Source organism: Roseivirga misakiensis (assembly GCF_001747105.1).
In the GTDB taxonomy this organism is placed as follows: Bacteria; Bacteroidota; Bacteroidia; order Cytophagales; family Cyclobacteriaceae; genus Roseivirga; species Roseivirga misakiensis.
The window spans coordinates 1,841,198-1,858,799 of record NZ_MDGQ01000005.1; the positions used below are offsets into that span (position 1 = coordinate 1,841,198).

A 17,602-nucleotide genomic window follows, 5' to 3' on the forward strand; every position below is an offset into this window, starting at 1 on the left:
ATTACCAGTGCCTGCCTAAGGTATAAGTACCCTGTCCTATTCTGATGAGCTCATATACCAAGTTGTGTATATCAGGTCTTACGTTGAGTTGATAGATTTTACTATTATTTCTGGTTGGGTAAACCCGATTGGACAAGAAAATGAATAGTAAATCATTGGCGGGATCAGCCCAAACTAAGGTGCCAGTATACCCCGTGTGTCCATAACTTTCAGGACTAGCGTCTTTAGCCACACTACTTAGGTTGGCATCATATTGCACCAACGGTTTATCAAAACCAAGACCTCTCCTATTTCCACTTTTACAAAACTGGCAACGCGTAAATTCGGTAATGGCATCTTGGCTTAAATATCTTTTACCATCAAATTCTCCTCCATTCAAAAGCATTTGATAGACTTTCGCTAAGTCCTCGGCATTACTAAATAGTCCAGCATTTCCAGATACACCCAACATCATAGCAGCTCCTTCGTCATGCACGACACCATGTAATTGCTGCATTCGGAAAAAGGAATCCAATTCTGTAGGCACAATCCTTTCCAGTGGAAATAGCTCTCCAGCGTTGAAGCGTAATGTTTCGGCATTCAGGGGAATATAAAATTCATCATAGAGAAACTCTTCGAAGGTTTTGCCTGTCAACCGCTTCACCAAGTCTGGAATCAAATAGAAGGTTAATCCTGAATAGAGATACTTTTTATCGTCACTTACTTTAGATTTTCTAATTAGCTTGTAAATACGTTTTTCGATAAAATCTTTGTGCATAAACAGACCAGAGGAAGAAATACGGTATGGATACTTTGCTGAAGAATCACTTTTCACCGTGCGGTTCCTATACCTTCCATTTTTCTTTTGCGATACCGACCAGTAAGGAATCCATGCTTTCAAACCTGCCTGATGTGCCAACACATCTCGCATTATTAATTCCTTCTTTTTGCCCTTCGCTACCTTGGGGAAGTAGTATCCCATAGTTTGATCAGGATCGAAGAGGCCTAAATCGTACAACTTCATTAATGCTAAAGTGGCCGCTGTAGTCTTAGTAACTGAGGCTAAATCATACAAATCCGTGAGCTGGACTTTGTTTTCTTTAGCATAAGTATGATAGCCAAATGCTTTATGATAAAAGACCAGGCCTTTTCGAGCAATTAAAACTTGCCCTCCCGGAAAAGCCATCGAATCGATAGCTCTTTTCATAATCGTTTCTATTTCAGCGTCTAGCTTCTTTACGTCGAAACCAATTGGGTTTACTGGTCTATCTTTTAATCTATCTCCTACGCCAATATTTAAGGAAGTCGACTTTTGAGACTTGAGCAATGGTCGAGTTTGGGCGTTGACAGCACTAAAAAGTACTGTGATCATAAGATATATAAAAACCGATCGGCGCGACATATCTTTCAATTAACAGGAAAAACGTCTAAGCTCATAATCATAGCTTTTTGGAATGCCTCCATATCTAGTCCCGAATTTCTATTTTCTTCGGTCAAGTATGCTAATAATTTTTCTGTGGCAATATTTCCTGTAAGGTCGTCATCGGCCATCGGACAACCACCAAAACCTTTAATGGCCGAGTCGAATCGAGCACAACCAGCATCTAAAGCGGCTTTTAGTTTTTCGTTGGTTTTATCGGGTACTGAATGAAAATGTGCACCAAACTCTATTTCTGGATGTGCCGCAATGCTATGTTTAAAAACACGTTCTATGGCGTCGGGTTTAGCTACCCCAATCGTATCAGAAAGGCTTATAATACTTGCGTTTATGGACTTCTGTTTATCGACAAACTCCGCGACTATTTCTTCATTAAAAGGTTCACCATAAGGATTTCCGAATCCCATGGAGATATAGGTGACTAAGGTCTTGTTCGTACGAATACAAACATCTTGAATATCAGAAAGGGTGTTTAAAGCTTCAGCGATCGACTTATTGGTATTTCGCTTTTGAAACTGTTCAGAAATTGATAGTGGAAACCCTAAATAGTCAATTTGATCAAACTTAGCGGCATCCTCTGCACCTCTCAGGTTAGCAACAATTGCCAAAAGTTTTGTCTTTGTTTCTGACAGATCGAGCTGGTCTAAAACTTCTGAGGTGTCTCTGAGTTGAGGGATGGCTTTTGGCGAAACAAAACTGCCAAAATCGATCGTATCGAAACCAACTTTGAGTAGCTGGTTGATATAACTCGCCTTTTTATCCGTAGGGATAAACTGATGCAAGCCCTGCATGGCATCTCGCGGACACTCTATAATTTTCATACTTCAAGTTTACGGAAGAGAACTCACTACACAAAGTAATCTATACCTAAGCCTCAAGTTTTGGGCATAAAAAAGGCCACTCCGTATAGAGTGGCCCCAACAACATTAATACAACGATTACATATTAGGAGGTAAAATCACCTTGTCGATGATGTGTACTACTCCATTTTTTGCTTTCACGTCTGCAGCGATAACTTTCGCTCCACTAATCTTAACGTCACCATTGCCAATAGAAACAGTAACTTTTTGTCCATTCACAGTAGCAGCTTTCTGGCCATTAGATAAGTCCGTAGACATTACTTTACCAGCAACAACGTGGTAAGTAAGGATAGCCACTAATTTGTCCTTGTTTTCAGGCTTCAATAGCATATCTAAAGTACCTTTTGGTAAAGCAGCAAATGCTTCATCGGTTGGAGCAAAAACTGTAAAAGGACCATCGCCTTGTAAAGTTTCTACTAAACCACCTGCTTTCACAGCAGCTACTAAAGTTTTAAGGTTGTCTGCTCCAGCAGCTAAACCTACAATATCTTTTGATTGTGCGTTAGCAACTGAAGTTGTAAGCATTAAAGCGAACATTGCACCGAAAAGTGATCTCATTATTTTTTGAGTTTTCATAATAGAATAATTTGTTACATTTTGATTAAACTATCCTATATACGACCCGACTTAGGTGCTTGGATTTTTGGATGCTAACTTTTTTTCAAAAAACCTTTAACAAAGGTTTTTTCTACTGTAGCAATTGGACTTCCACCTTCTTTTTCAAGGGTTACGGCAAAGGCTTGAACGTTTCCTTTGATCACTTTCAACTCCTGAACAAGCTTACTATGATCGAAAATGCCTGCGTCGATTGGGGCTAGACCCGGTTTGATCGCCCACAATTGATACTGATGTCCGTGTGGCGGCTCCGGAAGATTATCAACACTGATAAAAACTGAGTTATTATTCTTATTCCAAAATACGTTGGCAAAGGACTCTGGAGAAACATCCAAGCCATCCATACGCACATGGATATTATCTTCATTTAAGAAATGTGCTATTCTGAGCTCAGCATATTGAAGCTCTAGTCTATTATTATCAACTTGATTTGCCAATGTTTCTTGACTTGCTTCAAGAACTGTCAATTGGTCTTTTGCACTTTTAAACTGAGTGTAGAACATATAATTGAACCCTAAACTCATCACCAAAAGAATACTCGCGGCTATAGACCATGCTGGGACTACATTTACTCTCTTAATTTTTATTTCTTCGTCTTCCAATACTTGTAAAAATTGTTCTTTCTCTGACTCTTTAATGGACAAGAGTGTTTTACGGAGTATATCTTTATTCGGTGCTTTATCTTCAGCTTGGGCGTACTGGTTAATACTGTCACGAATAGCATTTAGCTCATCTTGAATTTCAGGATGCTTATGTGCCATCTCGTCCACAGCTATCATTTCAGCGGTGTTTAATTCACCCGCCAGATAGGCTTCTAGTATGCCAGATTTTATGTATTCTTTTATATCCATTTAGATAATAGACCTTAGCTGTTTTATGGCAAGCCTAATTCTAGTTTTAACAGTTCCCAAAGGGATTTTCAATTGCTCACAAATCTCCTTGTGCGTATACCCTTCAAAGAAAGACATGTTGATTAACTGCTGATGATCTGCAGGCAAGCTAGAGATAAGTTGCTTTAGGTAAATCTTCTCAGCTTCATCCTCTACAAGTACTTCCTCTGCCATATTTACGACTTCAGGAGTCTGTTTGGATTCTTGCGTCAATCGAAAGTCTTTCGTTCTGGTCTTGTCTATAGCTGCATTGCGGCTAATTCTAGCAAGCCAAGTGAAAAGCGTACCCTTCGAAGCGTCAAAGTTGATACCATTTTCCCAAATTTTCAATAAAACTGTTTGCAAAACATCTTCACTCATGGCATCGTCTTGGACCACCCTATTGATGATGTTCAACAATAGACTGCCATAATGCTCAAATACTAGACTTACCGCCTGTTTGTCCTTATCGGCTAACAGGTAGGCAATTTTGTCTTCGATTGACGTTGAGGCCACAAATGATTCTGCTGGATGATTCACTGAGTAATAATTCTACCTATAAACTTCAGTAGGTTAGTTTTGTTTAACTAAGTATTAAACTCGGCTTTCCTAGTGATGGCATAGGCCTAGAATTAGTACCTTCTTTTCTTACTTTTGGGTTTTTGAGGATGATTGTTTTTTGCCGAAGGCTGATTCTTTGAGTAGCTCCATTTCTTCTTTTTTGGAGTTTCCTTGGGCTTTTTAGAAACTTGAGTAGCCTTTTTTATTGGGTGCGTGCCTACTTTATCTTTGGGTTCAAATCCTGCGATAACCTGGCTTGGAATTTTCTCTCCCAATAGTTTTTCAATTCCCAGTACAAGCTCCATTTCGTCAGCAGTAACCAAAGAAATAGCTTCGCCACTTGCTCCTGCCCTTCCTGTCCGACCTATCCTATGAACATAGTCTTCTGAAACATTAGGAAGTTCATAATTGACGACATGTGGTAATAATGGAATATCTAAACCACGAGCTGCTATATCGGTAGCCACCAAAACACGGACAGTGCCTTCTTTAAACCCTGCCAATGCATTAGTTCTTGCACCTTGGCTCTTATCGCCATGAATAGCCCTTGATGTTATACCACGTTGATCAAATTTCTTGCTCAACCTATTTGCCCCGTGTTTCGTCCGAGTAAAAACTAGTACTTGTTGCCAATCTCCTTCAGCAATCATTTTAATCAAGAGAGTAGCTTTGTTTCCTTTGTCCACATGGATGATTTTTTGGATAATTTTCTCCACAGCGGTATTCTCAGGCGTCGCCTCAACCATTTCTGGATCATACATAAATGATCCCGCTAGTTCTTTTATCTGTTTTGAGAATGTAGCCGAAAACAAGAGATTCTGTCTCCTATCGGGAATAATCGAAAGAATCTTCTTAATGTCTCTTAAGAAGCCCATGTCTAGCATACGATCGGCCTCATCCAATACAAGAATCTGAATTTGATCTAAGAATAGTAGTCTCTGGTTGTGTAAATCGAGTAACCTGCCTGGTGTCGCTACTAAAATATCGACCCCGTTTTTTAATGCTCTAACTTGTGCCTGTTGCTTTACGCCACCAAAAATCACGGCAGTATCTAGGTGGAGAAATTCGCTATATGCATTAACATTATCATAAATCTGGGCCGCTAATTCACGCGTTGGCGTCAGAATTAATGATCTTATTGGCTTTCTCTTACGCTGTTTCTCTTGGGAGAGAATCTCCAAAATGGGCAAAGTAAAACCAGCAGTTTTTCCTGTTCCAGTTTGCGCAGATGCTAATACGTCTTTACGATCGAGTATTACTGGAATAACTTTTTCTTGAATCGGAGATGGTTGATCGTAGCCAACTTTATCGATGGCATGTAATAAGGATTGGGATAATCCTAATGATTTGAATGTCATATCAATGGTTTATGAAATGACAACTCATACAAAGTTCCATTTCCAGGTGATGTGCAAAGGTAACTTGATTTAATAGGAATTAGCACATCTGCCTAAAGTATTAAATAGAATCAGAAGAGTGCTTCCGCAATGCGCTTAGTCACTTGTGATTTACTCATTGTATAATAGTGTAAACATGGTACGCCTGCCGCCTTTAGCTCTTTGGATTGCTGAATTGCCCATTCTATACCTACTTCTCGTGCTGATTGATTGTCTTTGCAGTCATCTAAGGCATCCACCAAATCATCAGGTAAATCCACATGGAATACACTTGGCAACACACTCATTTGTTTTAAGGCGGTAATTGGCTTTAAACCTGGAATAATCGGTACGTCAATCCCAGCGTTCTTGCATTTTTCTACAAAGTCGAAGTATTTCTGATTATCAAAAAACATTTGTGTCACGATATATTCCGCCCCCATGTCGACCTTTTGCTTCAAATATTTCAGGTCGGACTTTAAGCTAGGCGCTTCGAAATGTTTTTCTGGGTATCCGGCTACTCCTACACAAAAATCCGTCTCGTTTTGCTTGACTTCTTCATGCAGATACTCGCCGTTATTTAGATTGGTGACTTGGCGCAATAACTCACTTGCATAAGAGTGTCCATTAGGTTCTGGCACAAAACGTCCTTCTGATTTTATGGCGTCACCTCGTAATACGAGTACATTATCTATCCCTAAGAAATCTAGATCGATTAAAGCATTCTCTGTTTCCTCCTTTGAGAAACCGCCGCAGATAATGTGAGGAACCGCATCTACCCCATATTTATTGATAATGGCTGCACAAATCCCAACCGTGCCTGGGCGTTTACGCGTTGATACTTTTTCTAGCAGATCATTTCCGCGGTCCTTGTAAACGTACTCTTCCCTATGATAAGTAACATCGATAAATGGTGGCTTAAACTCCATCAAAGGATCGATAGCATTAAAGATACTTTGTACGCTTTCGCCTTTTTTCGGCGGGAGAATTTCAAAGCTAAACAGTGTCTCCCCTTTAGCTTTTTTTATATGATCTGTTACTTTCATTGCGTTTCGTTTGTGTTCAGGCTAGTTTTTTAGATATCGTAGGAAAGATTAGGCGCCAACCATTTTTCTACCTCATCGATAGACTTATTTTTCCTTTTGGCATAGTCGATCACCTGATCTTTTTCAATTTTTCCAAGTCCGAAATATTTTGACTCTTCATGCATAAAGTAGAAGCCAGAAACCGACGATGCAGGATACATCGCGAAGGATTCTGTCAAACTTATTCCGGTATTTTTCTCAACCTCTAGCAGGTTGAAAAGCAGTTCTTTTTCCGTATGGTCCGGGCAGGCCGGATAACCAGGTGCAGGACGAATTCCTTGATATTTCTCTTTTATTAAAGCTTCTCCATCTAAGTTTTCTGAGGCTGCATACCCCCATAATTCCTTCCTTACTTTTTCATGCATTAATTCTGCAAATGCTTCAGCCAGCCGATCAGCCACAGATTTGATCATAATTGAATTATAATCATCGTGTTCTTTTTCATATTGGGCGACAAGTGGTTCAATACCAACTCCCGCTGTCACTGCGAAGCCACCGATATAATCGATTTTTTCGCTTTCTTTTGACGCTACAAAGTCGGCTAAGGAGAGATTAGGCAAGTCTTTCCCCTTTTTACCTTGCTGCCTTAGCATATGAAAGGTTGTCAACAATTGTGATCTAGATTCATCGGCATACACCTCTATGTCATCACCCACAGCATTTGCTGGATATAAACCCACCACCGCATTTGCATATAGCAAATCTTGGTCAATGATTTCTTTAATCATTATTTGGGCATCATCATAGAGCTTTTTGGCTTCCTCACCGATGACTTTGTTCTCGAAAATCTGAGGGAATTTCCCTTTCAGCATCCAGGTAGAAAAGAAAGGCGTCCAATCTATATAGCGGCTGATTTCCTCAATTGAATAGTCTTTGAAGACCTTATTACCAAGAAACGAAGGTTTGATACTCGTTTTATGTTTCCAATCGATTTTTGTCCTATTCGATTTTGCTGACTCGTAGCTGATGTAGTTTTTTACTTGTTTTCTATTCGCATGATCTTCTCGAAGTTGTGTATACTCCGATTTCACACGGTTAAAAATGTTGTCGTATGTATCTGGACTGATTAATTCACCCGCCACTGGAACACTTTTCGAAGCATCTAAAACATGGACAACGGATCCTGAATAAACTGGATCAATTTTCACCGCAGTGTGAATTCTTGAAGTAGTAGCCCCACCGATCATCAATGGAATTTTCAATCCACGACGCTCCATTTCTTTCGCTACGTGTACCATTTCATCTAAAGACGGGGTTATCAATCCACTCAGTCCGATGGCATCGACATTTTCTTCGACCGCTTTGTCGAGAATCTGTTCTGCAGGCACCATCACCCCCATATCAACGATATCGAAATTATTACAAGCCAAAACTACGCCCACGATATTCTTTCCTATATCATGTACATCGCCCTTAACAGTGGCTAAGAGTACCTTATAAGCAGACGAAGTATCATTATTAGCCGCTTTTTCAGCTTCTAAATAAGGTAATAAGTAGGCCACGGCTTTCTTCATAACTCGTGCACTTTTCACCACTTGAGGCAAAAACATTTTACCACTACCAAATAGGTCACCCACTACATTCATTCCGTCCATTAACGGCCCTTCAATGACATGCAATGGCTTGTCATATTGCTGTCTCGCCTCTTCTGTATCTTCTTCTATAAACTCAACTATCCCCTTCACAAGGGCATGTTCAAGCCTTTTTTGAACAGATTCTCTCCTCCAAGAATCATCTTTGACCTGCTTTTTACCAGCGCCTTTAACAGTTTCGGCAAAATCAAGAAGCCTTTCAGTAGCATCAGACCTACGGTTTAGTAAGACATCTTCTACACGCTCGAGTAGGTCCTTGGGGATATCGTCATACACTTCCAGCATGGTAGGGTTTACAATACCCATATCCATTCCCTCTTTTATCGCATGATAAAGAAATGCAGAGTGCATGGCCTCTCGCACCTTATTATTGCCCCTAAAAGAAAATGAGACATTAGAAACTCCTCCACTTACATGAGCACCTGGAAGGTTTTCACGAATCCATTTTGTAGCTCGAAAGAAATCAGTGGCGTTATTATTATGTTCTTCGATACCAGTAGCAACTGGAAATATATTAGGGTCAAAAATGATGTCGTTTTGAGGAAAATTCACCACATCAATAAGTAGATCATATGATCGTTTACATATTTCCACTCTCCTTTCATAGGAATCTGCCTGCCCATGCTCATCGAACGCCATCACAATCACGGCTGCTCCATATCGCTTTACTTTTTTAGCTTGCTCAATGAATTTCTCCTCTCCTTCCTTTAAGGAAATTGAATTCACAACACCCTTTCCTTGAATACACTTAAGTCCCGCCTCTATAATTTCCCACTTAGAGGAGTCAACCATGATGGGAATTCTTGATATATCTGGTTCTGCGGCAATAAGGTTCAGGAACTTAATCATGGCCTGCTTTCCATCAAGCATTCCTTCATCCATATTCACATCAAGAATTTGGGCACCGCCCTCCACTTGATTTCTCGCGATCTCAAGTGCAGCTTCATAATTCTCTTCTTGAATTAGGCGTGCAAACTTTCTCGAACCTGTCACATTAGTACGCTCACCAACATTCACGAAATTTGACTCTGGTGTTACAATGAGTGGCTCAAGACCTGAAAGCTGAAGTGATACTCGATTAGTCATTTGATTCGGCTTTAGTCAAGAATTCTAATTGTGTCGAACGAGGAGTAACGCTTTTTGCTCTCTCTGCAATTAATTTGATATGATCTGGTGTAGTGCCACAACAACCACCTACAATATTCAAAAAGCCTTCTTCTAAGAAATCACCAACAAGAGAGGCCATTTGCTCTGGCGTTTGATCATATTCCCCAAACTCGTTCGGTAATCCAGCATTCGGATGAGCGCTAGTATTGAAAGGTGACTTTTTGGAAAGAATCTCAACGTAAGGTCTCAGTTGCTCCGCACCAAGCGCACAATTCAATCCAATAGATAGTAATGGCACGTGTGATAATGAGATTAAAAATGCTTCTGTCGTCTGCCCAGATAGCGTTCTCCCACTAGCATCGGTTATGGTACCTGAAACCATAATTGGCCATTGTCTACCTTTTTTATCGAATACATTTTCAATGGCAAACAGTGCTGCTTTGGCATTAAGGGTATCAAAAACCGTTTCAACTAAAAGAATATCTACACCACCATCAATTAAAGCGGTGACTTGTTCCTCATAAGCTTCTACGAGTGCATCATAGGTAACCGCTCGAAACCCTGGATCATTTACGTCTGGGGAAAGCGAAGCAGTCCTATTCGTTGGGCCCATTGAACCCGCCACAAATCGGGGTTTATTTGGTTCTTTTAAAGTGATTTCTTCCGCGACTTCTTTGGCAATTTTCGCCGAGTAATAATTGATGTCGTAAACGGCATCTTCGAGGTTGTAATCGGCTTGAGCAATTGTAGTTCCGCTAAATGTATTGGTTTCAACTATATCTGCTCCTGCTAGAAAATATTGCTTATGGATGTCTTTGATTATATCAGGGCGAGTAATTGAAAGTAAATCATTGTTACCCTTCAAAGGACTATCATGATCTTTAAATCGATCCCCTCTAAAATCCTCTTCTTCTAAATCATGCCGCTGGATCATGGTACCCATAGCCCCATCAAGCACTAAAATTCTTTCTTTTAGAATCTCTTTTATGCGTTTCGCCATTTTTTGTCTTTATGGCTTATCTCGAAAGTGGGAGAGTGAATTTATCGTCATCTTTTCCTCGATAGCTCGAGGCTAGGAATTAGCACCGGATATTACTCAGGTTGCTAAGACATCATAGGGCCTAGTCCCTCCGTCTTTCTCGATAAGCAAGGCAAATAAAAGCATAAAATGATTATCGAAGAACCGAAATCGAAATTATTTCAAATTGATTACCAGTTTAATATTTAAATTCATGGTAAGCAGAAATTCGTTATCGTCTTCACGATATAAAACACCGTAAGATCGGGCAAAATCTTCCGGCTTTCTGGCATCAGATGCCAAAGAACGGTGCATCATGCCAATGCCCCAATTAACTTCTAGGTCTACTGGTCGAATCAGTTCAATTAAAAACCCAATGTTTAGCCTAACGCCAATGTCTTGATGTCTTATGCCATAGGTAGCTCTTTGAAAGTACTCACAATTATCACCACAATCGAACTTGAATGTTCTCGTCCGATCGAACTCAATCTGGTTATAAAAAAGCTCAACCCCTAAGTAGGGACGGACATCTGGCCCAACTTGTCCTGAACCACTCAGAAACCTGAAAAATGAGTCTTTTCCATCTGTGTCTATTTTATAGCTCTTGAGCATTATGGAACTTTTGAAACCAGACTTTCCAGCAAAATAAGTCGCGTCATCTTCAAAAACATTTTGATCTCTAATCAGACCAAAAGTATAATCTACCGACAAACCTTCGCTTAAACGATGTTCGAGCCCCATGGTGTAGGCCGGAAACCTCCATATTAATTGAGATGGTATGAGCTTGAGCGAGAGAGCCGGTCCTTGTTTTTTAACAGAATCAACTTCTGTATAATAACTCTCTTGAGATAAGGCCGATACCCCGATTAACAAAGCAATAAGTGTAAGCAATTGTCGACGCATATCAATCGGTAATAAAGCTTCCTAAAACTCCTGTTAATGCTGTATCGCTGTAAGAGACATTGTAAATCCCGTTAGTCGTTCTAACAATCAAGTAGCCAGTGTTAGCAATAATATCTAATGGAACAGCTCCGTCAATTGTCAAAAAATCCATTTCGATCAGTTCTCCTTCGGCATTGAAGCTATACATTGTGAGGCCACCTTTTTCGCATACAAATAAAGATGACCCTCGAATTGCTAAACCAAAAGGTGATTCTGTACTATATACTTTCAAAACCGTAGGGTTTTCGATATCAGAGATATCAATAGCTTCTAACAAATCATCTGAACCCGCCCGGCAATCAGTTACTTTTAGCGTTGAAAATGCAATCCCATTTGATGCTACAACTGGATCGCATGCTGTTAAGTGATCATAAGTTGAGAGGATAGTCAATAGACCATCAGCATCGAATCCAAGAAAAATAACGGCTGCTGTACTACCTATCAGAATTTTATCCTCGTAAGGGAAAATAGTCTCCAATTGCCTAAATATTTGGAGTGTGTGTTTTTCTGATAATTCATCTGACGGGAGAATATCAAACTGTTTAACTTCAGAGCCATTGATGACAATTACTTGATTATTTGAAATTGTAAACTTCGCAAGAGAGCCTCCCACTCCTGTTCCCGATAGATTTGGGACAAATTCAGAACTGTCTTCGGCACAAGCAAAAACAAATATTAGCAGTAAAAAGGCTAAGAGTTTCTTCATCATCTGAAACATTTAGGAGCTTCGATTGTCGTAAGTACCCAGCCAATAATTTTGCCTTTCGAAAAATCAACACACTCAAAAAAGTAGCCTTCAAGAGGTGGTACCACAGTTTCTTCGCCATTAGTACTGAGAACATCCTCATTTCTCGATATGACCTGAACGTTTTCGGTATCGCTCACATCGATTGCCAATAACGAATTGAATTGATTTACATAAACAATACCATCCCGCAAAACCATGTTCTCACTACCCTGAACAGTCAAAAAGCCTCTGGCTAAGGGGTTTGTAGGGTCTGCATTATCGATTACATGTATACCTTTCCCTACATCATTCATTAGCAACAAGTCGCCTAATAAATAAATTTGCCCAGGGTTCTCAATAGGCCTAGCCGCGACTAGTTCAATTGCGTTTTCTGGGTCAGTCAAATAAACTGGTTTATAACCCACCACTTCTCCTTGAGGAAATTCTGGTAAAGAGCTTTCTATACAACTAAAACAGAGTAAGAGTATTAGAATAGAAATAGGGTAAAGCGATCTTTTCATAAAGTGACAGACTCTGAATAAATATATAAAAGTGCAACCATATTGCAAAAACGATAAATTGAGTTAAGGGAACATTTCTATTTATGATTTTATAAATTCATCAAAAACAAAAAAGATTGAAGTTAGCCGCCATTGATATAGGATCGAATGCCATCCGGTTTCAGGTCACCAATGTTATCAATCATGATGGTAAGCTATCTTTTAAGAAACTAGAGTACATTCGTTTTCCTTTAAGGCTCGGAAACGATGTTTTTAGAACTAATAGCATAAGTCCTGACAAGGCCGATCGCTTCTTCAGGCTTATGAATGCATTCAAGCTTTTAATCGACTTGTATGAGGTTGATGATTATTATGCTTGTGCTACTTCGGCTATGCGAGAATCCGAAAATGGACGAACTATTGTGAGTCGTGTTAAGCAACTTCTTGGCTTAACTATCCATATAATAGATGGCGATGAAGAAGCTAAATTCATCAATAATATCATTCTCAAAGATATATCTGACGGTATTTTTCTGCATATCGATGTGGGTGGCGGTAGTACCGAATTGAATATTATTCAAAACCGCAAGAATCTCACTTCAAGGTCGTTCAAACTAGGATCTGTAAGAAGTATTGAAGCCCAAACTTCAATCAGAATGATGCAAGAAATGACTGAGTGGATAGCGGCACAAACCGCTCACTACCATGAAGATATCACTGCCATAGGCACCGGCGGAAATATTCAAAAGCTTTATGAATTAACTGACAGCAAAGGAAAAAGTAAGTCCGCTCATTATGCCGATTTATTACAAACCCAGTCCTATTTAAAAACACTGAGCCAAGAACAAAAAATTAAGCATTTGAAACTAAATGAGGACCGAGCAGATGTAATTGTTCCTGCCAGTCGAATTTATCTTGAAGCTATGAAAGCTGCTAGGGCTGATTTAATCTTGGTTCCTGATGTGGGTCTAAAAGACGGTATTATGCAGATGTTATATGAAAAGCACATCCCAGATTCTTTGCTAGGGCTGAAATAAAAAAAGGGAGCTTAAGCTCCCTTTTTTATGATATGAATTTCTATGATTCAATGGGATTAAACATCCACTTTAGCATATTTCGCATTCTTTTCGATGAACTCTCTGCGTGGCGGTACTTCATCGCCCATCAGTACAGAGAACAAGTGATCTGCTTCTGCTGCTGAATCTACTGTTACTTGTTTTAAGCTTCGGTTTGTTGGATCCATAGTTGTTTCCCAAAGCTGTTCTGGGTTCATTTCTCCAAGACCTTTGTAACGCTGAATGCTTACAGAATCCTCTTTGCCCTCACCAGCCATTTCTCTTGTGAGAATCGCTCGTTGTGATTCATCCCAACAATATCGCTGATCTTTACCTTTCTTTAATAAGTATAATGGTGGCAATGCGATGTATAAGTATCCAGAATCGATCAACGGACGCATGTACCTGAAAAAGAAAGTAAGAATTAAGGTACGAATGTGGCTACCATCGATATCAGCATCCGTCATGATGATTACTTTATGATAACGAAGCTTCTCCATGTTCAAGGCTTTATCGTCATCCTCAGTTCCAAAAGAAACACCCAATGCCGTGATCATATTTTTGATCTCGTCATTGTCGTAAATCTTGTGTTCCTGTGCTTTTTCAACATTCAAAATCTTACCTCTTAATGGTAAAATTGCTTGGAAGTTTCTATCACGACCTTGTTTAGCTGATCCACCAGCAGAATCTCCCTCTACTAGGTAGATTTCACAAACTGCGGGATCTTTCTCAGAACAATCGGCTAGCTTACCGGGTAACCCTGTTCCAGAAAGTACATTTTTACGCTGAACCATTTCACGAGCTTTTCTAGCCGCATGTCTTGCCTGAGCTGCTAAAATCACTTTAGAAACGATTTGTTTCGCACTCTTAGGATTCTCTTCTAAATAAATACTTAAAATCTCTCCTACAGAACTTTCTACTGCACCAGAAACCTCAGAGTTTCCAAGTTTAGTCTTTGTTTGCCCTTCAAACTGAGGCTCAGCTACTTTCACGGAAATAACTGCGGTGAGGCCTTCTCTAAAATCATCTCCACTGATATCAAATTTAACCTTGTCCAAAAGGCCAGATTTATCAGCATAGGATTTTAACGTTCTCGTTAGCGCTCTTCTGAATCCGGAAACATGTGTTCCACCCTCAATCGTATTAATATTGTTAACGTAGCTGACTACGTTTTCAGCATAGGAAGTATTGTAGGTCATCGCTACCTCTACTGGCACGCCATTCTTTTCACCTTCGACATAAATCGGAGCCTCAATTAGACTTTCACGTGTTTCATCTAGGTATTGAACAAATTCCGTCAGCCCTCCTTCTGAAAGGAAGGTGTCATTACGTGGGTTGCCATCTTCGTCTAATTCTCTTTTATCTTCAAGTGTAATCTTGATCCCTGAATTCAAAAAAGAGAGTTCTCTAAGCCTTGATGCGACAGTTTCGTATCGGTATTCGCTTACTGTAAAAATTGTTGTGTCTGGTAAAAAGTGAACTCGAGTACCACTATCAGTAGCTTTACCAGTTTCTTTCACTGCATACTTCGGGATACCTTGAGAATATTCCTGTTTGAACTCTTTGCCTTCTCTGTGAACGGTTACTTCTAACATAGAAGAAAGTGCATTCACGCAAGAAACACCCACTCCGTGCAAACCTCCGGATACTTTGTAGGTATCCTTATCAAATTTACCACCAGCGTGAAGAACAGTCATTACGACTTCCAATGCAGAGCGCTTTTCCTTGGGATGCATTCCTGTCGGTATACCCCTACCGTTATCCTGAACTGTAATGGAATTATCTTCCTCTATTGTAACAGATATTGTATCGCAATGTCCTGCTAAAGCTTCATCGATAGAGTTATCGACTACCTCCCAAATCATGTGATGAAGGCCTTTTATACCAACATCTCCAATGTACATCGCAGGTCTTTTTCTTACTGCTTCTAAACCTTCTAAAACCGTAATATTACCGGCTGAATAATCTTGGTTCTTATTCGCTTTTTCTTCGCTCATAAATCTTTTAAAAACATAATTCTCTAGGACTTGATTCGATATGAGATATCATCGAAAAATTGTAGGTCTCATTGGTCCTAAATTGATCTTCAAATATAAGTAAAAAAAGCTTAGTAAACGCCTGTAGAAAGCATTACTAAAGTACAGGCTTCGATACATTCAATACCCGCATTTAATGCCACCTCTTTAAACTCTTGATTTTCAGTACCTGGATTAAAAATTATACGTTTCGGAGCCAAAGAAATCATGTATTCATACCACTTCTTTTGCCGCGTAGGGTTAATATAAAGAGTGATCGTGTCAACATCGTCAATTTTTGGTCGATCATGAACATTGAGTATTTCTTTTCCTAAAACCTCACCTTTTTGAATCCCCATTGGGATAAAATCAAATGATCGTTCTTCCAACATTGTGGCGGCCTGATAAGCGTATCTGTATGGTTTAGGAACGCTGCCAATAATTACTGTTTTTCCCATTAACTTAATTTAACCCTTGGCGGAACTATTTATAGCTATTTTTGCCTGTGAATATAATCAACAGATAGCAAGTTCGTTGGTGGTGAAACAGTTATATAGAAAATGAAAGTTCAATTGATCCTAGCCTTTTTGTTAGTAGGTACTTGTTTGTTAGCAAAACAAGCCGATCAAATATCTTTTGTAACGGTAAAAAATGATCAGGAATGGGATGCAATTTTCAAAAAAGCAAAAAGCGAAAATAAGCTAGTTTTTGTCGATGTATTCACTGATTGGTGCGGCTACTGCAAACAATTGGATGAAGAGGTTTATACAGACCCCAAGGTCATTGAATACTTCGAAGAACATTTCATTAACATAAAGTTTGATGCAGAATCAGAATTTGGCGAGCCACGTGCCGATCAATTTGGGGTTAGTACCTATCCTACCTTGCTATTTCTCACTAAAGATCAACAGGTCTTTCAGGCGCTGAACGGATTTGTGCCTGCATCTGCCCTAAACGCTTATGGTAACGAAGTACAACGGATGTGGTCTGTTTTACCAGAATTAGAAGAAAAATTAGCCTCAAAGGTAATTTCTAAAGATGAGACGCTTGAACTCATCAGTATTCTCGAAACTACTGATGAACTACGCGCTCGGGAAATTGCCAAGGACTACATTGTATGGTTAACTCCTGAAGATTACCTGAATTTAGAGACCATATGGCTGCTCTCGAGACATGAGAATCAAATAAATGGAACGCCTTTTAAATATATTAAAAATAACAGGGAGTTGATGATTGAAACACACGGTATCAACGAATTCAACGATTACATGAGTGCTGTATATAACGATAACCTTCAATTAGCCATCAAGTATGGTGACAAACAGTTGCTCAATGGCCTAGTGATGGAAGTACTTCCAGAGTTTCTTGAAGCTAGTCAACTTCCAAGAGCGCGATACACTACAAAAGCCTTATATTTTGCGCAACGCGGTGAGTTTGATGACTTCAGGTTAGAAGTAAATTCATATATGAATAATCATTTGGCGGTAAGCCAAAAAGCTGATTTTGCCCTTTCAACTACCTATGATATCATTGAGAATTATCCTAGCGAGGAAATGTATCGTTTTTCTTCGGCGCTTTTAGGTCAAGCTTTAAGGATCGATGAGAAGAACTTTGAATTGAATTCAATTATGGGCTATACGAAAGGGTTGATCGGAGATTACAAAAGTGCCAACACCTTTTTAGAAAAAGCCAAAACCTTAGCGCAAGGTGCCGAAGAGCTCGAACTATTAAATAGTCTGTTCGAGGCTGTTAAAATGATGCAAGAGGGGCAATTCTAAAGTACAAACCACTTTTCATTCAGTCGCGTTAAGCCACATTATAATTAGACAATTTTTAATAATCCCAATGATCGTTTAGGCCAAA

General features: G+C 39.6%; 16 protein-coding genes and 1 riboswitch. Of the genes, 2 read left to right on the forward strand and 14 right to left on the reverse strand.

Translation table 11 applies throughout. The annotated features are described in order from the left end of the window. Position 1 precedes the first annotated feature (1 nt). The 12 genes from BFP71_RS15520 to BFP71_RS15575 form a co-directional block, all read right to left on the reverse strand. A complete protein-coding gene (locus BFP71_RS15520) occupies positions 2 to 1,381 on the reverse strand; it encodes a serine hydrolase domain-containing protein (protein WP_088125075.1) in 1,380 nt (459 codons plus the stop codon). A 5-nt stretch (positions 1,382 to 1,386) separates the two neighbouring features. Then, the gene (locus BFP71_RS15525; RefSeq protein ID WP_069836353.1) at positions 1,387 to 2,238 is read right to left on the reverse strand and encodes a hydroxymethylglutaryl-CoA lyase; all 852 of its coding nucleotides are present in this window, start codon (positions 2,236 to 2,238) and stop codon (positions 1,387 to 1,389) included. A gap of 117 nt (positions 2,239 to 2,355) precedes the next feature. After that, positions 2,356 to 2,853, reverse strand: coding sequence for a fasciclin domain-containing protein (locus BFP71_RS15530; protein WP_069836354.1), 498 nt, complete (start codon positions 2,851 to 2,853; stop codon positions 2,356 to 2,358). A 74-nt stretch (positions 2,854 to 2,927) separates the two neighbouring features. Beyond that, positions 2,928 to 3,743 (reverse strand): anti-sigma factor, encoded by an 816-nt coding sequence (locus BFP71_RS15535; protein WP_069836355.1) that lies wholly within the window; start codon positions 3,741 to 3,743, stop codon positions 2,928 to 2,930. Then, positions 3,744 to 4,301: an RNA polymerase sigma factor gene (locus BFP71_RS15540; protein WP_088125076.1), complete on the reverse strand. Its 558-nt coding sequence runs from the start codon at positions 4,299 to 4,301 to the stop codon at positions 3,744 to 3,746. Between the two features lie 92 nt (positions 4,302 to 4,393). Then, positions 4,394 to 5,680, reverse strand: coding sequence for a DEAD/DEAH box helicase (locus BFP71_RS15545; protein WP_069836356.1), 1,287 nt, complete (start codon positions 5,678 to 5,680; stop codon positions 4,394 to 4,396). Between the two features lie 110 nt (positions 5,681 to 5,790). Beyond that, on the reverse strand, positions 5,791 to 6,744 hold the full coding sequence (gene metF, locus BFP71_RS15550) for a methylenetetrahydrofolate reductase [NAD(P)H] (RefSeq protein ID WP_069836357.1): 954 nt from the start codon (positions 6,742 to 6,744) through the stop codon (positions 5,791 to 5,793). Positions 6,745 to 6,773: 29 nt separating this feature from the next. Next, a complete protein-coding gene (gene metH / locus BFP71_RS15555; RefSeq protein ID WP_069836358.1) occupies positions 6,774 to 9,461 on the reverse strand; it encodes a methionine synthase in 2,688 nt (895 codons plus the stop codon). Then, positions 9,454 to 10,482 (reverse strand): homocysteine S-methyltransferase family protein, encoded by a 1,029-nt coding sequence (locus tag BFP71_RS19525; RefSeq protein WP_069836359.1) that lies wholly within the window; start codon positions 10,480 to 10,482, stop codon positions 9,454 to 9,456. Before BFP71_RS19525 ends, metH begins: the two co-directional genes overlap by 8 nt. A 44-nt stretch (positions 10,483 to 10,526) precedes the next feature. Then, a riboswitch (SAM riboswitch) is annotated at positions 10,527 to 10,631 on the reverse strand. A gap of 46 nt (positions 10,632 to 10,677) precedes the next feature. Beyond that, positions 10,678 to 11,403 carry a hypothetical protein gene (locus tag BFP71_RS15565; RefSeq protein WP_069836360.1) on the reverse strand — a complete coding sequence of 242 codons (726 nt, stop codon included), beginning with the start codon at positions 11,401 to 11,403 and terminating at the stop codon, positions 10,678 to 10,680. Between the two features lies 1 nt (position 11,404). Next, complete coding sequence (locus BFP71_RS15570) at positions 11,405 to 12,151, reverse strand: hypothetical protein (RefSeq protein ID WP_141719782.1); 747 nt, start codon at positions 12,149 to 12,151, stop codon at positions 11,405 to 11,407. Continuing rightward, entirely contained in the window at positions 12,148 to 12,690 is a 543-nt protein-coding gene (locus BFP71_RS15575) for an LVIVD repeat-containing protein (RefSeq protein ID WP_069836362.1), read from the reverse strand. Before BFP71_RS15575 ends, BFP71_RS15570 begins: the two co-directional genes overlap by 4 nt. 116 nt (positions 12,691 to 12,806) lie before the next feature. Between BFP71_RS15575 and BFP71_RS15580 the strand changes: the two genes are divergently transcribed. Then, positions 12,807 to 13,706 (forward strand): Ppx/GppA phosphatase family protein, encoded by a 900-nt coding sequence (locus BFP71_RS15580; RefSeq protein WP_069836363.1) that lies wholly within the window; start codon positions 12,807 to 12,809, stop codon positions 13,704 to 13,706. Between the two features lie 56 nt (positions 13,707 to 13,762). Here BFP71_RS15580 and gyrB read toward each other — a convergent pair whose 3' ends face one another. Continuing rightward, entirely contained in the window at positions 13,763 to 15,721 is a 1,959-nt protein-coding gene (gyrB, locus tag BFP71_RS15585) for a DNA topoisomerase (ATP-hydrolyzing) subunit B (RefSeq protein ID WP_069836364.1), read from the reverse strand. 110 nt (positions 15,722 to 15,831) lie between these two features. Further along, entirely contained in the window at positions 15,832 to 16,197 is a 366-nt protein-coding gene (locus BFP71_RS15590) for a CoA-binding protein (protein ID WP_069836365.1), read from the reverse strand. A gap of 102 nt (positions 16,198 to 16,299) precedes the next feature. Here BFP71_RS15590 and BFP71_RS15595 point away from each other — a divergent pair, with 102 nt between their 5' ends. Next, positions 16,300 to 17,517: a thioredoxin family protein gene (locus tag BFP71_RS15595; protein WP_069836366.1), complete on the forward strand. Its 1,218-nt coding sequence runs from the start codon at positions 16,300 to 16,302 to the stop codon at positions 17,515 to 17,517. The last annotated feature ends 85 nt before the right edge of the window (positions 17,518 to 17,602 follow it).

Bases quoted from the DNA above. Each gene is read 5' to 3' on its own strand.
- BFP71_RS15530 (WP_069836354.1), bottom strand. From the start codon at position 2,853: ATGAAAACTCAAAAAATAATGAGATCACTTTTCGGTGCAATGTTCGCT.
- gyrB (WP_069836364.1), bottom strand. From the start codon at position 15,721: ATGAGCGAAGAAAAAGCGAATAAGAACCAAGATTATTCAGCCGGTAAT.
- BFP71_RS15570 (WP_141719782.1), bottom strand. From the start codon at position 12,151: ATGATGAAGAAACTCTTAGCCTTTTTACTGCTAATATTTGTTTTTGCT.
- BFP71_RS19525 (WP_069836359.1), bottom strand. From the start codon at position 10,482: ATGGCGAAACGCATAAAAGAGATTCTAAAAGAAAGAATTTTAGTGCTT.
- metF (WP_069836357.1), bottom strand. From the start codon at position 6,744: ATGAAAGTAACAGATCATATAAAAAAAGCTAAAGGGGAGACACTGTTT.
- BFP71_RS15535 (WP_069836355.1), bottom strand. From the start codon at position 3,743: ATGGATATAAAAGAATACATAAAATCTGGCATACTAGAAGCCTATCTG.
- BFP71_RS15595 (WP_069836366.1), top strand. From the start codon at position 16,300: ATGAAAGTTCAATTGATCCTAGCCTTTTTGTTAGTAGGTACTTGTTTG.
- BFP71_RS15575 (WP_069836362.1), bottom strand. From the start codon at position 12,690: ATGAAAAGATCGCTTTACCCTATTTCTATTCTAATACTCTTACTCTGT.
- BFP71_RS15590 (WP_069836365.1), bottom strand. From the start codon at position 16,197: ATGGGAAAAACAGTAATTATTGGCAGCGTTCCTAAACCATACAGATAC.
- BFP71_RS15545 (WP_069836356.1), bottom strand. From the start codon at position 5,680: ATGACATTCAAATCATTAGGATTATCCCAATCCTTATTACATGCCATC.
- BFP71_RS15565 (WP_069836360.1), bottom strand. From the start codon at position 11,403: ATGCGTCGACAATTGCTTACACTTATTGCTTTGTTAATCGGGGTATCG.
- BFP71_RS15525 (WP_069836353.1), bottom strand. From the start codon at position 2,238: ATGAAAATTATAGAGTGTCCGCGAGATGCCATGCAGGGCTTGCATCAG.
- metH (WP_069836358.1), bottom strand. From the start codon at position 9,461: ATGACTAATCGAGTATCACTTCAGCTTTCAGGTCTTGAGCCACTCATT.
- BFP71_RS15520 (WP_088125075.1), bottom strand. From the start codon at position 1,381: ATGTCGCGCCGATCGGTTTTTATATATCTTATGATCACAGTACTTTTT.